General features: G+C 63.8%; 13 protein-coding genes and 1 pseudogene. 5 read left to right on the top strand and 9 right to left on the bottom strand.

All coding sequences use genetic code 11. The features are described 5' to 3' along the window. Nucleotides 1–111 precede the first annotated feature (111 nt). Nucleotides 112–963 (bottom strand): ferritin-like domain-containing protein, encoded by an 852-nt coding sequence (locus LMA02_RS10660; protein WP_228904785.1) that lies wholly within the window; start codon nt 961–963, stop codon nt 112–114. A 146-nt stretch (nt 964–1,109) separates the two neighbouring features. On the opposite strand from LMA02_RS10660, the gene LMA02_RS10665 reads away from it, so the two are divergent. The 3 genes from LMA02_RS10665 to LMA02_RS10675 all read left to right on the top strand — a co-directional run bounded on the left by LMA02_RS10665 (nt 1,110) and on the right by LMA02_RS10675 (nt 3,105). Then, nucleotides 1,110–1,634 carry a gamma carbonic anhydrase family protein gene (locus LMA02_RS10665; RefSeq protein WP_006761906.1) on the top strand — a complete coding sequence of 175 codons (525 nt, stop codon included), beginning with the start codon at nt 1,110–1,112 and terminating at the stop codon, nt 1,632–1,634. 24 nt (nt 1,635–1,658) lie between these two features. Continuing rightward, nucleotides 1,659–2,609: an Hsp33 family molecular chaperone HslO gene (gene hslO / locus LMA02_RS10670; protein WP_105834244.1), complete on the top strand. Its 951-nt coding sequence runs from the start codon at nt 1,659–1,661 to the stop codon at nt 2,607–2,609. A 139-nt stretch (nt 2,610–2,748) separates the two neighbouring features. Further along, nucleotides 2,749–3,105 carry a hypothetical protein gene (locus LMA02_RS10675; RefSeq protein ID WP_228904786.1) on the top strand — a complete coding sequence of 119 codons (357 nt, stop codon included), beginning with the start codon at nt 2,749–2,751 and terminating at the stop codon, nt 3,103–3,105. A gap of 94 nt (nt 3,106–3,199) precedes the next feature. Here LMA02_RS10675 and ftsB read toward each other — a convergent pair whose 3' ends face one another. The 6 genes and pseudogenes from ftsB to LMA02_RS10705 all read right to left on the bottom strand — a co-directional run. Continuing rightward, nucleotides 3,200–3,625, bottom strand: coding sequence for a cell division protein FtsB (ftsB, locus tag LMA02_RS10680; protein WP_006751591.1), 426 nt, complete (start codon nt 3,623–3,625; stop codon nt 3,200–3,202). A gap of 81 nt (nt 3,626–3,706) precedes the next feature. Next, entirely contained in the window at nt 3,707–4,990 is a 1,284-nt protein-coding gene (gene eno, locus LMA02_RS10685) for a phosphopyruvate hydratase (RefSeq protein ID WP_006751590.1), read from the bottom strand. 106 nt (nt 4,991–5,096) lie between these two features. Further along, a complete protein-coding gene (kdsA, locus tag LMA02_RS10690; protein ID WP_006761902.1) occupies nt 5,097–5,951 on the bottom strand; it encodes a 3-deoxy-8-phosphooctulonate synthase in 855 nt (284 codons plus the stop codon). Beyond that, nucleotides 5,948–7,606, bottom strand: coding sequence for a CTP synthase (locus LMA02_RS10695; RefSeq protein WP_006751588.1), 1,659 nt, complete (start codon nt 7,604–7,606; stop codon nt 5,948–5,950). Before LMA02_RS10695 ends, kdsA begins: the two co-directional genes overlap by 4 nt. Nucleotides 7,607–7,777: 171 nt before the next feature. Then, a complete protein-coding gene (locus LMA02_RS10700) occupies nt 7,778–8,623 on the bottom strand; it encodes an alpha/beta fold hydrolase (protein WP_228904787.1) in 846 nt (281 codons plus the stop codon). Nucleotides 8,624–8,645: 22 nt separating this feature from the next. After that, nucleotides 8,646–10,355 (bottom strand): annotated as a pseudogene (locus LMA02_RS10705) (DNA internalization-related competence protein ComEC/Rec2); the annotation flags it as partial. Between the two features lie 61 nt (nt 10,356–10,416). On the opposite strand from LMA02_RS10705, the gene LMA02_RS10710 reads away from it, so the two are divergent. Then, on the top strand, nt 10,417–12,261 hold the full coding sequence (locus LMA02_RS10710) for a recombinase family protein (protein WP_228904788.1): 1,845 nt from the start codon (nt 10,417–10,419) through the stop codon (nt 12,259–12,261). 66 nt (nt 12,262–12,327) lie between these two features. Continuing rightward, nucleotides 12,328–13,032, top strand: coding sequence for a hypothetical protein (locus tag LMA02_RS10715; protein ID WP_228904789.1), 705 nt, complete (start codon nt 12,328–12,330; stop codon nt 13,030–13,032). Nucleotides 13,033–13,045: 13 nt separating this feature from the next. On the opposite strand, the gene LMA02_RS10720 is transcribed toward LMA02_RS10715, so the two are convergent. Next, nucleotides 13,046–13,333, bottom strand: a complete 288-nt coding sequence (locus LMA02_RS10720) for a PAAR domain-containing protein (RefSeq protein ID WP_228904790.1) — start codon at nt 13,331–13,333, stop codon at nt 13,046–13,048. An 8-nt stretch (nt 13,334–13,341) separates the two neighbouring features. Beyond that, nucleotides 13,342–14,685 carry a type VI immunity family protein gene (locus tag LMA02_RS10725; protein ID WP_228904791.1) on the bottom strand — a complete coding sequence of 448 codons (1,344 nt, stop codon included), beginning with the start codon at nt 14,683–14,685 and terminating at the stop codon, nt 13,342–13,344. Between the last annotated feature and the right edge of the window lie 28 nt (nt 14,686–14,713).

Raw genomic sequence — 14,713 nt, forward strand, 5'->3', positions numbered from 1 at the left:
CGATGGCGCGTGCAAGCGGCGCACCGGATGCCCGCGGCATGGCGCCGAACGCTCGTGCGGCCGGCCTGCGGCCGCTTTCGCACCGCGGCAGCCGGCGGCCCCACAGCCGCCCTAACCCGCCGCGTTGCCGTCCGCCGCGTCCTGCGCGGCGAGTTCGTCCAGCTCCGCCTGCTCGAATCCCGCGGTGCGGCGCGCGTCGAAATTGAACGGACCGCGCAGCCGCGGCGCATGGTACTGCTCGGCGAGCTCGCGGTAGGCAGGCACCGGATCGCGGCCGGCCGCGTCGCACAAGTGCCGGAACCAGCGGTTCCCGATCGCGACATGGCCGATCTCGTCGCGCAGGATCACGTCGAGGATCGCCGCGGATGCGTCGTCGCCCGCCTGCACGAGCCGCGCGCGGATCGGCGGCGACGCGTCGAGCCCGCGCGCCTCGAGCGTGCGCGGCACGAGCGCCATCCGCGCGAGCACGTCGGCCTTGGTCCGCTCGCACATCTCCCACAGCCCGTTGTGCGCGGGAAAATCGCCGTATGCATGCCCGAACCCGGCCAGCCGGTCGGACAGCAGCGTGAAGTGATAAGCCTCCTCGGCCGCGACCTTCAGCCAGTCCGCATAGAACGCGTCCGGCATCCGGGCGAAGCGCCACACGGCGTCGAGCGCGAGGTTGATCGCATTGAATTCGATATGCGCGAGCGCGTGCAGCAACACCGCGCGCCCCGCAGGCGAGCGCATGCTGCGACGCTCGAGCTGGCGCGGCTCGACAAGCGGCGGGCGCGCCGGGCGGCCCGGCAGGTCGGCCGGTTCGTCCAGGTCGAGCGCCGGCGCGATCGCGGCCTGCCCGCCCAGCAGTGCGTCGTACAGCGCGCGGACCTGCGCGGCCTTCGCGGCCGGCTCGGACATCCGCAGCGCGTCGAGCGCGGCGCGGCGCACACAGCGCGGCGCGGCGGTGAAAGAAGAAGGCTCCATGCTCGTCCAACGGGGCGTCCGTGCGCATCGCGGGAGCGCATGCACGCGACGGTTTACAATATGCGTTTGTGCCGGGACGCAATGCGCCCGGCACGCCAGACGCGCCATTCTACCGGCGCCCATCATCGAAGAGACCAGGAGACTCCGTGACGATCTACAAACTGGGCGAGACGGCCCCGACGATCCACGAAAGCGTATTCGTCGCCGATACGGCGGCCATCATCGGCAAGGTCGTGCTGGAGGAAAACGCGAGCGTCTGGTTCGGCGCGACGATTCGCGGCGACAACGAGACGATCACGGTCGGCACCGGCAGCAATGTCCAGGAAGGCGCGGTCCTGCACACTGACCCCGGTTTTCCCCTGACGATTGCGGAAAACGTGACGATCGGGCACCAGGCGATGCTGCATGGATGCACGATCGGCGAAGGTTCGCTGATCGGGATTCAGGCGGTGGTCTTGAATGGTGCGGTCATCGGCCGCAACTGTCTGGTTGGTGCAGGCGCGGTCGTGACGGAAGGCAAGGTGTTCCCGGACAACTCGCTGATTCTCGGCGCCCCGGCGAAAGTCGTGCGCGAGCTGTCGGCGGACGACATCGCGCGGCTGCGCGCCAATGCGAAGACGTACGTCGAGCGACGTGCGCATTTCAAGGAGCAACTCGTGCGGATCGGGTGATTCGCGCGATTTCAAGGAAGAAGAGTGAGCGACCAGTTACAGAAATTCATGTTCAATTCGGCACCCGTGCGCGGCGAAATCGTGTCGCTGCGCAACACGTGGCAAGAGGTGCTTTCCCGCCGTGACTACCCTGCCCCGGTGCGCACGGTGCTCGGCGAGATGATGGCCGCGTGTGCACTGCTGTCCGCGAACCTGAAATTTCACGGCACCCTGATCATGCAGATCTTCGGCGACGGGCCGGTCCAGATGCTGGTCGTCCAGTGCAGCTCGGACCTGTCGATGCGCGCCACGGCCAAGTTCGCCGGCGACGCCGCGCAGACGATCGGCGACGACACGAGCTTTGCGTCGCTCGTCAACGCGAGCGGCCACGGCCGTTGCGTGATCACGCTCGACCCGGCCGAGAAGCTGCCGGGCCAACAGCCGTACCAGGGCATCGTGCCGCTGAACGGCGTCGACGGTCCGCTCGAATCGGTGTCGCAGGTGCTCGAGCACTACATGCATCACTCGGAGCAGCTCGACACGCGGCTGTGGCTCGCGGCCGATCGCGACCGGGCGGTCGGCATGCTGCTGCAGAAGCTGCCGGGCGACGGCGGCATCGTGCCGCGCAACGCCGAGACGGACATCGATACCTGGGAGCGTGTCTGCACGCTCGGCGGCACGCTGTCCGCGAAGGAACTGCTCGAGGTCGAACCGGAAGTCGTGTTCCGCCGGCTCTTCTGGCAGGAAAACGTGCAGCACTTCGAACCGGCCGGTACGCGCTTCCAGTGCTCGTGCTCGCGCGAGAAGGTCGGCGCGATGCTGCGCATGCTCGGTCGCGATGAAGTCGACAGCGTGATCGTCGAGCGCGGTCACGTCGAGATTCACTGCGAGTTCTGCAACCAGCGCTACGAGTTCGATCCCGTCGACGTCGCGCAGTTGTTCGCCGCGCCGGAACTCGCGACCGGCATCACGCCGGCGACCGACCAGCGTCACTGAGCCGCGCGTCCGTGCCCGCGATGCGGGCGCGGGCGCATAATGACGCATGAGCGTCGCACGCACGGCTCAGCTCAGTTGCCGCAGGCCTGGCCTTCGGTGCAAGCCGCTTCTCGCTGTCGGCGCGCTGCTGGAGAGATACATGAATCGCCCGTTCCGCACCCTCGTCCTGACCAGCGTCGCCGCCGGCACGCTGGCCCTCGCCGGCTGCGCGGTGCAGCCGCCTTCGTCAACGATCCTCAGCCGCCTGCCCGAACCGGGCACGTCGGGCGGCCAGCCGCCCGCGCTGTCGAGTGCGGAACGCAAACGCTACGACGATATCGACCGGCAGGTGCTGCGCGAGCAGAACGATGCAATGGCAGCCGAGGCAGCCGCACGCGCGTGGGCGTATTACTCGCCGCCGCCCGTGACAGTCTATGGCGGCTATTACGGCGGTTGGGGAAACCGGTGGGGCACCGGCATCGGCTATGGCTACGGTTACCCGGGCTGGTGGTGGTGATGCGCGAACGCGCTGATCGACCCGATTGAAAACTGGCAGGAAATAAAAAAGCGCGGCATTTCCCGCGCTTTTTCAATGGTTCGGACTGCCGTGCTCAGTGATGCGCGGGCTTGCCCTTCTCGCCGCCGTGATGCCGCGACGGCTTTGCAATCGACTGAGGGTTCGGCACGACACGCACGGGCGCCGCGGACACGGCGCCACGCGTCGACGTGTTGGACGGCGTGGTGTTCAGCGGCCCGGCCGGCGTGTTCGGCGACACGAACTGCACGAACACTTCGCCGTCCTTCACCATGCCCATCTCGTAGCGCCCACGCTCCTCGATGGCCGCGGTGCCGCTTTGCAGATCCTGCACTTCCCCCGCGATCCGTTCATTGCGCAGCTTCTCGTCCGCGTTCTTCTGCAGCTGATCGCCGAGTTGCTGACGCAATTCGTGCACCCGCAACCAGCCGCCGTGTCCCCACCATAGGGGGTACTGAATGAGCGCCAGCAAGGCAATCAGGACGACAGTGACAAGCCGCATGTAAGAGACGCAGATATAAGAAGCGCCGCTTCGCGCGAATGCACGGAGCGGCGTCGAGGTGACGAACCCGATAGTAACGCGTTAGCGCAGGTTATAGAAAGCCGATTTGCCCGGGTAGCTCGCGATATCGCCGAGATCTTCCTCGATACGCAGCAGCTGGTTGTACTTCGAGATGCGGTCGCTGCGCGACAGCGAACCCGTCTTGATCTGACCGGCGTTCAGGCCGACCGCGATGTCCGCGATCGTCGAATCTTCCGTTTCGCCCGAGCGGTGCGAGATCACGGCCGTGTAGCCCGCGCGCTTCGCCATTTCGATTGCCGCGAACGTTTCGGTCAGCGTACCGATCTGGTTGATCTTGATGAGGATCGAGTTCGCGATGCCCTTCTCGATGCCTTCCTTCAGGATGCGCGTGTTCGTGACGAACAGGTCGTCGCCGACGAGCTGCACCTTCTTGCCGAGGCGCTCGGTCAGCAGCTTCCAGCCTTCCCAGTCGCTTTCGTGCATGCCGTCCTCGATCGACACGATCGGGAACTTGTCGGCGAGCGTCGCGAGGTAGTCGGTGAATTCGGCCGACGACAGTTGCAGGCCTTCGCCGGCGAGCTGGTACTTGCCGTCGTGGTAGAACTCGGAGGCCGCGCAGTCGAGCGCGAGCAGCACGTCTTCGCCCGCACGGTAGCCGGCCTTCTCGATCGCCTGCAGGATCGTCGACAGGCACTCGTCATTGCTGCCGAAGTTCGGTGCGAAGCCGCCTTCGTCGCCGACTGCCGTGCTCATGCCGCGGTCGCTCAGGATCTTCTTCAGCGCGTGGAACACTTCCGCGCCGCAACGCAGGGCTTCACGGAACGTCGGCTGGCTGACCGGGACGATCATGAATTCCTGGATGTCGAGGCTGTTGTTCGCGTGCGCGCCGCCGTTGACGATGTTCATCATCGGGACCGGCAGCTGCATCGCGCCCGAGCCGCCGAAGTAGCGGTACAGCGGCAGGCCGGCTTCTTCGGCCGCTGCCTTCGCGACGGCCATCGACACGGCCAGCATCGCGTTCGCGCCGAGGCGCGACTTGTTGTCGGTGCCGTCCAGCTCGAGCAGGGTCTTGTCGAGGAACGCCTGTTCCGACGCGTCGAGGCCCATGATGGCTTCGGAGATTTCGGTGTTGATGTGCTCGACCGCCTTCAGCACGCCCTTGCCGTTGTAGCGGCCGGCTTCGCCGTCACGCAGTTCGATCGCTTCACGCGAGCCGGTGGACGCGCCCGACGGTACCGCCGCGCGGCCCATCGTGCCCGATTCGAGCAGCACGTCGCATTCGACGGTGGGGTTTCCGCGCGAATCCAGAATCTCGCGGCCGATGATATCTACGATTGCACTCATGGGTTTCCTCTGAGAATGACGATGGATTCTTCAAACTGCGACGACACGCGTGCCGAAACTGCTTTCGCTACAGACGCGCGAAGCCGCCGCAAGGTTCATTCGATCTTTAGTTGAAATCGTTTTCCAGGAACGGATGACGCTTCACCGCCTGGTCGAGCGTGACGAGGGTCTCCAGCAACGCGCCCATCCGATTCAGCGGCACCGCGTTCGGGCCGTCCGACTTCGCTTCGGCCGGATTCGGGTGCGTTTCCATGAACAGGCCCGCGACGCCCGTCGCGACCGCGGCACGCGCGAGCACCGGCACGAATTCGCGCTGGCCGCCCGAGCTCGTGCCCTGCCCGCCCGGCAGCTGCACCGAGTGGGTCGCGTCGAACACGACCGGCGCGCTCGTCTCGCGCATGATCGCGAGCGAACGCATGTCGGACACGAGGTTGTTGTAGCCGAACGAGACGCCGCGCTCGCACGCCATGAAGCGGTCTTCCGACAGGCCGGCTTCACGCGCCGCTTCGCGCGCCTTGTCGATCACGTTCTTCATGTCGTGCGGCGCGAGGAACTGGCCCTTCTTGATGTTGACGGGCTTGCCCGAGCGCGCGCACGCATGGATGAAGTCGGTCTGGCGGCACAGGAACGCGGGCGTCTGCAGCACGTCGACGACCGACGCGACCTGCTCGATCTCGTCGATCGAATGCACGTCGGTCAGCACCGGCAGGCCGAGCTGGCGTTTCACTTCGCCGAGGATCCGCAGGCCCTCATCCATTCCGAGGCCGCGAAACGACTTGCCCGAGCTGCGGTTCGCCTTGTCATAGGACGACTTGTAGATGAACGGCACGTTCAGCTTCTCGCAGATCTCCTTCAGGCGGCCCGCCGTGTCGATCGTCATTTGCTCCGATTCGACGACGCAGGTACCCGCGATCAGGAAGAAAGGCTGGTCGAGACCGACCTCGAAATCGCACAGCTTCATGCTTTCACTCCGCGCGCTTGCTTGTTGGCGAGCGCGGCTTCGACGAACGATTTGAACAGCGGATGGCCGTCACGCGGCGTCGACGTGAATTCCGGGTGGAACTGGACGCCGACGAACCACGGGTGCATCGAACGCGGCAGCTCCATCATTTCCGGCAGATCCTCGCTCGGGGTACGGGCGCTGATGATAAGGCCGCCGGCTTCGAGCTGGGGCACGAAGCGGTTATTGACTTCATAACGGTGGCGATGGCGCTCGTTCACGTCCTTGCCATAGATCTCTTCGGCCATCGTGCCCGGCTTGATCGGGCAGCGCTGCGAGCCGAGGCGCATCGTGCCGCCGAGATCCGACTCTTCGGTGCGCGTCTCGACCTTGCCGTCGCGGTCGTACCACTCGGTGATCAGCGCGACCACGCGTTCCGGCGTTTCCGGATCGAATTCCGTGCTGTTCGCCTGTTTCAGGCCGACGACGTCGCGTGCGAATTCGATCACCGCGAGCTGCATGCCGAGACAGATGCCGAGGTACGGCACCTTCGACTCGCGCGCGTAGCGGATCGCCCCGATCTTGCCTTCCGTGCCGCGACGGCCGAAACCGCCCGGAACGAGCACCGCATCCAGGTGCTTCAGGCTGTCGACACCGTTCGCCTCGATCTCTTCCGAGTCGATGTACTCGATGTTGACCTTGGTCGACGTGTGCAGCGATGCGTGGCGCAGCGCCTCGATCAGCGACTTGTACGACTCGGTCAGATCGACATACTTGCCGACCATGCCGATCGTGACTTCGTGCTTCGGGTTTTCCAGCTTCTCGACGAGCTCCGACCACATGCTCAGGTCGGCGTCCTTCGGCGACAGCTTCAGCTCCTCGCAGATGATCCGGTCGAGGCCCTGGTCGTGCAGCATCTGCGGAATCTTGTAGATGCTGTCGGCGTCCCACACCGAAATCACCGCGTCTTCCGGCACGTTCGAGAACATCGAGATCTTCTTCGATTCGTCGTCGGGGATGCGGCGATCCGCACGGCACAGCAGCACGTGCGGCAGGATGCCGATCTCGCGCAGCTTCTGCACGCTGTGCTGGGTCGGCTTCGTCTTCAGCTCGCCGGCCGTCGCGACGTACGGCACGAGCGTCAGGTGCACGAAGCACGCGCTGTTGCGGCCGAGGCGCAGGCTCATCTGGCGCGCGGCTTCCAGGAACGGCAGCGACTCGATGTCGCCGACGGTACCGCCGATCTCGACGATCGCGACGTCCGGCTCGCCGCAGGTGGCCGATGCCGCCCCGCGCTCGATGAATGCCTGGATTTCGTTCGTGATGTGCGGGATCACCTGCACGGTCTTGCCGAGATAGTCGCCGCGGCGTTCCTTGCGGATCACCGATTCGTAGATCTGGCCGGTCGTGAAGTTGTTGGCCTTGCGCATCTTCGTGCTGATGAAGCGCTCATAGTGGCCGAGGTCGAGGTCGGTCTCCGCTCCGTCTTCCGTCACGAACACTTCGCCGTGCTGGAACGGGCTCATCGTGCCGGGGTCGACGTTGATGTAGGGATCGAGTTTGAGGAGGGTGACTTTCAGACCGCGCGATTCAAGGATCGCGGCGAGAGAGGCGGCGGCAATACCCTTGCCGAGGGAAGAAACTACGCCGCCGGTGACGAAAACATATTTGGTCATCGCTGGATGCTCGCGGGAAAAACGGATTATACCGTAAAGCCCGCCCTTCTCTCAGCAATTGGCGCGATGATCGCGCCCCTTCGCGCATTGCCGCACCGGCCGTGCGGGCCGACGCGAACCGACCGGCCGGTCGATGCACCGCGCATGTGCAACGCAGTGCACCGGACTGCGTCAGGCGCGCTTCGCGAGCGCCACGCTGTCGCGCGGCACGCCGCCCTCCGTCGCCTTCAGCGAATTCAGCATCCGCTGCAATGCGCGGGCCGTCTCGATCGGCCGCTCCATCGGGAACAGGTGGCTGCCCTCGAGCCATTCGATGCGCCCGCGCGCCGCGCGGCGCGTCGCGTCGAGCCCGACCTGCCGCACTTCGCGCGAGCGCGTGCCGGCGAGAAAGCCGAGCGGCACCGGCGCGCCGTGCGCGAGCCGCGGGCCGAGCGTGTGCGGCAACGTCCGGTAGATCAGGTATTCGACCTGGCGGTCGAATGCGAGCGCGCGTTCGCCGTCGGCACCCGCCTGCGGGATGCCGTAGTCGATGTAGTCGGACAGCATCCGTTCGTCCCAGCGGGCGAACGCCGGTTTCTCGTGGAAGTGCCGCCAGACTTCGTCGCGGCTCGTCCAGCGCGTGCGCCGGTTGCGGGTCGCGGCCGCCGGCGACAGCCGTTCGTCGAGCCCGGCCCACTGGCTCGCGCGCAGCGCGCCGGCACGCCAGCCCGCGATGATCGGCGAATCGATCATCACCACGCCGCGCACCCATTGCGGTTTTTTCAGCGCGGCCATCAGCGACAGGTAGCCGCCGAGCGAATGGCCGACGAGCCAGACCGGGCGCTCGTAGCGGCCGCCGATGTCGTCGAGCAGCTGCTCGACGAGATGCGGCCAGTCGCGCGTCACCGGGTAGCGGCGATCGTGACCGATGCGCTCGATGTAGCGCAGCTCGTAGTCGTCTGCCAGCTCGGCGAAGATCGTCCGGTACGTCGACGCCGGAAAACCGTTCGCATGCGAGAAGTGGAGGATATCCTTCAAACGCCAATGTCTCCTGTGTCGATCACCGGTCCATCCAGTACCGTCGCCGCGCATCGCGATAACGCTCGAACGCGAACACGCCGCCCGCCGGCGCGACGTCGAACCGCACGGCCCCGTCGCGATCGGTGCGGGGCAGCGGGATCCCGCGCGCCTCGTAGCGCGCGAGGACCGTCCGGTGCGGATGCCCGAAGCGATTGCGATAGCCTACAGGAAATACCGCGACGCGCGGCTCGACCGAATCGAGGAAAGGCTCGACCGACGACGTGCGGCTGCCGTGATGCGGAACGACGAGGATCTGCGCGGCCAGTGCGTCGCGCGCGTCGGCCACCAGCCGCCGTTCGGCGCGCGCCTCGATGTCGCCCGTCAGCAGTGCCGACGTGCCGCCCGCGTCGATGCGCAACACACAGGATCGCTCGTTCGACGGGCCTGCGCCTGCCACGCCGGGCGGCCACAGCATCGTGAAGACAACACCGTCCCAGGTCCACCGCTGCCCGGCCGCGCACGGCAGCCGATCGGCCACGCCGGCCGCCTGCGCGTCGCGCCACAGCCGGTGCCGCGGCGCAATGCCGGCGAGCAGCTGGCGGACCTCGGCCGCCGCATAGACGGCCGGCGCGCCGCCCGCGTGATCGGCGTCCGCATGGCTGAGCACGAGCGAATCGAGGGTCCGGATTCCACGTGCACGCAACGCCGGCGCAATGATCCGCGTACCGGCATGGGTCGACTCCGCACCCGGCCCCGCGTCAAACAGCAGGGTCCGGCGCGCGGTCTCGACCAGCACCGACGCGCCCTGCCCGACGTCGAGCACGGTCAGCCGGAAACCGCCCGGCGGCGGCGCATCGGGCGCCGGTGCGACCAGTGGCAGCCATGTGAGCGGCGCCGCCCAGCGCAGCGGCCAGCCGCGCGGCATCAATGCCCACCCGACACCCACGCACGCAAGCGCCAGCACCGGCCAGTCCGGCATGCGCAGCCAGAACACGCCGGCCGGCCAGTCGGCGAGGTGCCGGAGCAGCGCCATCATCGGTTCGAGCGCCGCGTGCGCGAGCCGGAATGCAACCGCGTCCAACGGCGCGGGCAACCCGATACCGGCGAGCACGATCGGCGTCACGACGGAACTGACCCACGGAATCGCAAACGCATTGCCGAGCGGACCCGATACCGAGATCTGCGCGAACCACGCGGCCGTGAGCGGCGCGAGGCCGAGCGTCACCGCGTACTGCACGCGCGTCGCCTCCGCGATCCGGCGCCCGGCACGCGTGCACCATGTGCGCAGCGGGCGCCAGCGATCGACCGCGGCGGCGCCATCGGGCGCACTGTCGTCGCCGCCGTCGAATTCACGCACCGCGCGCCAGCCCGCCACCGCCATCAGGATCACGGCGACCGCCCCGAACGACAGCCAGAACCCGGCCGACAGCACCGCCCACGGATCGGCCAGCAGCACGCCGCCGAGCGCCGCGCACAACACCGCGGAAGTCGGCACGCTGCGTCCGGCCAGATAGGCAGCCGCCCCGGCCGCGATCATCCACCACGCGCGCTGCGCCGGCACGTTGAAGCCGGCAAGCGCCGCATAGCCGGCGGCGGCCGTCAGCGCCGCCAGGGAAGCGACGTATGGCGCGGGCATCACGAGCGCCGCGGCACGTCCGCGCCAGCGCAGACGCCGCCAGACCATCGAAACGATCCCGCCCGCGATCGCGCCGACGAGCCCGACGTGCAGGCCCGAAATCGCAAGATCGTGGTGATCAACACACACTCGATTGATACAATCACTTGCCTAGCAACCGCACGATGGATCAACCTTGCCGACAGCGTATTCCTACATCAGGTTCTCCACTCCCGAACAGAAAAAGGGAGACTCGCTGCGCCGCCAGAAGGAACTGTCTGAGCAGTACGCGAACGATCACGGATTAACGCTCGACACGTCGCTGCACCTCCACGACCTTGGCATATCTGCATTCGACGGGTCCAACGTCACTCGCGGCGCTCTCGGGGGCTTCCTCAAAGCAGTCGATGAGGGACGCGTTGCGTCGGGTTCATATCTGCTTGTCGAATCTTTGGACCGGTTGTCTCGCGACCGCGTGATGGAAGCATTGAATCTGTTTCTGTCGATTGTGAACCGGGGTATCACCATCGTTACCCTGTCTGATGGACGGGTGTACAACTCGGACACGGATAACACTGCTGACCTGATCGTGTCGATCACGATCATGGCACGTGCGCACGAAGAGTCACTGACCAAAAGCAAGCGCCTGAAGGCTGCATGGACGAACAAACGCTCTCGGCTTCATGAGAAGAAGTTGACCGCGCGCTGCCCGCTGTGGATGAAGCTCAGCGATGATAGAACTCAGTTCGAATTCATCCCTGAACGGGTGACAGTTGTCCGAGAGGTCATTGCCCTCGCCAAAAACGGGATGGGCCAGACGATCATCGCCAAAACGCTGAACGCCCAGTCTATACCAAGCTTTTCCGGCAATCCGAAGGGGTGGCATCCGAGCTACATTCAAAAAATCCTGACCTCTACGGCCCTGTATGGCGCGTATCAACCGGGCATTTTTGAAGGCGGACGAGCGATTCCACATGGCGAACCGGTCGCCGATTACTATCCCGCCCTCATCTCGAAGGAAGAGTTCTACGCTTTGCAAGCCTATCGTTCGCAAAATGCGGTCGGCGGCGGCAAAGCCAGAAAGGGCGAGACGGTACCCAACCTGCTAAGTGGCCTGCTGCGATGCGGGTATTGCGGCAGCCCGATGGTTATCGCGGGCGCAGCGGCAAGACGGGTCCGCAGCGAAGATGGCAAGGAAGTGCAGCGCCCCCCAAAGAAGGTTTTGGTCTGCGACGGTGGGCGACGCGGCTTAGGATGCTACGCCGTTCAGTGGGGACACAAGGACTTCGAGACCAGCTTCCTCTCCTTTTGCCGTGGGGTTGAATTCGAGAAAGTGTTGGCCGATGTGCGATCCGACCACAACGAAAGTCGCGAACTGACGCTTGATGAAAAAATTCGCGGCACGGAAGCCGAAATATTCGCGAAGGACGCTCGCATCAAGAATCTGATGGTCGCCATCGAAGACGGCAACGCTCCCGCTTCACTAGTGGAGAGAATTCGCTTGCTAGAAGAGGAAACCGCTGAACTCACACGCGCCAAGACACAACTTTCGACCGAACTGAACTTGCATCGCGCTGCGCACCAAGAACTCACATCCACGGCCCAAAACGCGCGGTCGCTAATCGATACGATGGGATCGATGGAAAACGACGAACTGTTCCGTGTTCGGGCGGCCCTTGCGGCGCAGTTTCGACGGGCCATCGCATCGGTTACGCTACACCCGGCCGGACGGTTGTTCACGCACGAACAAGTGGAAAAGCAGCGAACTTTACTAATCGAGACCGGTTTGGGCGTGGATCAGGTGGACCGATATGTGACGGAAATGTACCCCACAGAACCAAGAAGACAGGGGCGCGGCAATAGCGGTCGCTATGCTTCTCGGAAAGACATCGGCCGGTTCTTCACTATCGAGACTGTCAACGGTGGATTCCGCGTCATCTACCCTGATTTCGATGACCCCACGGTGGCGAAAATCGACGCCAGCATTGAAGGGCGGGCCGGATTCATTGCGACAGGGCCAGATTCGCTGGCAACATACTGATGGCGGGCGCGATCATCGTGCCCATCGCAATAACATCAAATGCATAACCACACATCACGGGGAATCATGAAAGGGTTGACGTTGACATGCTTGGCTACCTGCCTGCTGGCTGCGTGCGGAAAATCTACCGAAGCGAACGCGCCAGTGCCAAATTCCAATGTGCCGACCGTTGCCGCTCTTCCGTTCACCATCGAAGGCGCATCATTGAGCGATATGTTTCAGAACAACCTCAAATTCGCCAAAGTACAAGTCGGCGTGAATGGGGGATCAGCGGCACAATGGTCAGCAACGTCGATTGCGATAGCCGAGAAGGTCGCGACGTTCGGCGCGGATTCGATCGAAGTGTCAGTGCGTCGGAATGAAGTCACCCAATCGCACGGCGACAGATTCCGGGAAGTCGCACACGCGTACTACAGCCCCAACCCCAGCCATTCCGTCTGGGACGACAAGGAAAAATGGAAGGTCTTACAAGCTGATGCCGCGCATCTTTCCACGCAACAGGACGTGAATATCTACGACGAATTCTCGGACCTGAATCAAAAGCTGATCGACAAGGGCATGGACGACAACGCCGCCGACCAGAAGGCGGGAGCGGTCATTGCGAAGAAATATCACCTTCCGAAAGATTGGCGACTACCCATCGGAAACGTCCTGAAAGACGCGTCCCGAGACGCAATGAATGTGGATGTCGAACCCGCCAACGACGGCTTGGCAGCACTGGATCGGTGTTTGAACGGCAAGATCGTCCGCATGATGACGACATGTTCATGAATACATCGGGCGATCACACGTCAACCGACATGACCTGCTGAGATGGGATAAGCTTCGGCGGCGGTACGCACTTGCAGATACAAAGATCGTCGCTCAGTGCCACACGCCGTCCGTCCGGCCCCGTCATCGGCAGTCGTGGGCCGTCGCACTGAATCTTGCCAATCGTTTTACACACCGGGCAAAACACATCGTCGTCTTCATGAGCGATGTGCCTGCCGTCAAGGGCGAACGGCGTAGCCTTGGCTTGGACCGTTCCCGCCACCGTCGTATGGTCGCCGTCGAGGATCAGGTATCTCGTCATGATCGGCGTTACCCGTCTTGCCTCTCGGTCGGTGACCAATGCCAGTTCGTCGTACCCCATTGGCTACCCTCGATCACCGGCATGATTTCCCCCACTTCGAAATAACGACGGCTTCCAGCCTTTGCAGGCGTGTGCCACCAGCCAGCTTCCGGGCATGGGCTACCACCACGCACGCTTTGGCGGGCAGGTTCGCACTTCACTGGTTGTGGAACGATAGTCGGCGGATCGGGAATCGGCGGAGCATCGGGCAAATCAAAGCGGGCAACCCACCTGCGTGCGTTCTTTGTGTCTGCGCTTGGCAGATCGGGAATGTAGGTATGCAAGGCATCGGGCTTCGGATCGCGTAGCACACGCAGGACGCTGTTCACGAAAACATATGGTTCGGGCAAACCTTCTTCCGGAGCACCAAGGCGAGGGAAGTTTCCCGCCCGGATCATCAGACACGCATTGGCACGCTCGATATGAATATCGGGACGGTCTAGCTTTTCCCGAATCACCGCCTCACCGCCCAGTCGCTCGATGAATAGTTCGCCCAGAATGGTGTACCAGTTCACACCCTTGATGAAACCCCATCGGGCAACCTTTGCCCCCGGATGCAGATGGTCGTAGGAGGCTGTTAGGTCGTCCCTAGACTCACCTTCGTAGGACACTGGATCGTATTCTTGCTTCTGCAAGTGCGCGGTGCTGTCAATGTCCAACCCGCTGAAACGTTCTGCAAGCACCCATTCTTGCGGCATATAGCGGTGGTAACTGAACGCGAGAACAGGTGCAAGCCCGCCATAGCCACCGCGAACCACAAGTTTGTTACACACATAACGCAGAAATTCCTCGTACTTCGCGATGCCCTCGTCGGTAGCGACCAAGTTCATCGGCACATTGAATTTCAAATGCGATAGACCCGTCTCCCGCCCCTTAGGTACTGTCAATCGTCCAGTAGGCGAGACATAGTCCTCTTGGAGTGCCGTTCCGGTTAGCACCCCGATATTGTATTCCGCCGCTGTGTCTTGATCGGTTGCGCTGGAACGCAACACGCTGACTTGCATATAGGACGGTGTATCGGAAATTGCACGACGAATCTTCTCAACGCCCTTGGCATTCCGTGTCATGAACTTCCCAAGGTCGGCATCCTTCCCACCCTTCAGGTGCTCGCCGAACATTTCATCAAAACGGTCGAAGCAATCAAGGATCGCCCGTCGTACCTCAGGTTGCGAGCCACGCTCAAAGAACACCGTACCAATGACACCCGGCAACACTCCCATCGAATTGTCGGCAAGGCGCACGCATAAATCTTCCTGATAGCGGGAAAGCGCCTGCAACGGCGTCAAGACAGGTTTCGAATCACTCAAAGTCATAATCGGATTGTCTATTGATCAGTCGGGC

Origin of the sequence: Burkholderia sp. B21-005, from assembly GCF_020843965.1 — a bacterium.
GTDB classification, from domain to species: Bacteria; Pseudomonadota; Gammaproteobacteria; order Burkholderiales; family Burkholderiaceae; genus Burkholderia; species Burkholderia ambifaria.

Excerpts from the sequence above, each read along its gene's own strand:
- LMA02_RS10660 (WP_228904785.1), bottom strand. The coding sequence starts at position 963 with ATGGAGCCTTCTTCTTTCACCGCCGCGCCGCGCTGTGTGCGCCGCGCC.
- LMA02_RS10675 (WP_228904786.1), top strand. The coding sequence starts at position 2,749 with ATGAATCGCCCGTTCCGCACCCTCGTCCTGACCAGCGTCGCCGCCGGC.
- ftsB (WP_006751591.1), bottom strand. The coding sequence starts at position 3,625 with ATGCGGCTTGTCACTGTCGTCCTGATTGCCTTGCTGGCGCTCATTCAG.
- eno (WP_006751590.1), bottom strand. The coding sequence starts at position 4,990 with ATGAGTGCAATCGTAGATATCATCGGCCGCGAGATTCTGGATTCGCGC.
- kdsA (WP_006761902.1), bottom strand. The coding sequence starts at position 5,951 with ATGAAGCTGTGCGATTTCGAGGTCGGTCTCGACCAGCCTTTCTTCCTG.
- LMA02_RS10695 (WP_006751588.1), bottom strand. The coding sequence starts at position 7,606 with ATGACCAAATATGTTTTCGTCACCGGCGGCGTAGTTTCTTCCCTCGGC.
- LMA02_RS10715 (WP_228904789.1), top strand. The coding sequence starts at position 12,328 with ATGAAAGGGTTGACGTTGACATGCTTGGCTACCTGCCTGCTGGCTGCG.
- LMA02_RS10720 (WP_228904790.1), bottom strand. The coding sequence starts at position 13,333 with ATGACGAGATACCTGATCCTCGACGGCGACCATACGACGGTGGCGGGA.
- LMA02_RS10725 (WP_228904791.1), bottom strand. The coding sequence starts at position 14,685 with ATGACTTTGAGTGATTCGAAACCTGTCTTGACGCCGTTGCAGGCGCTT.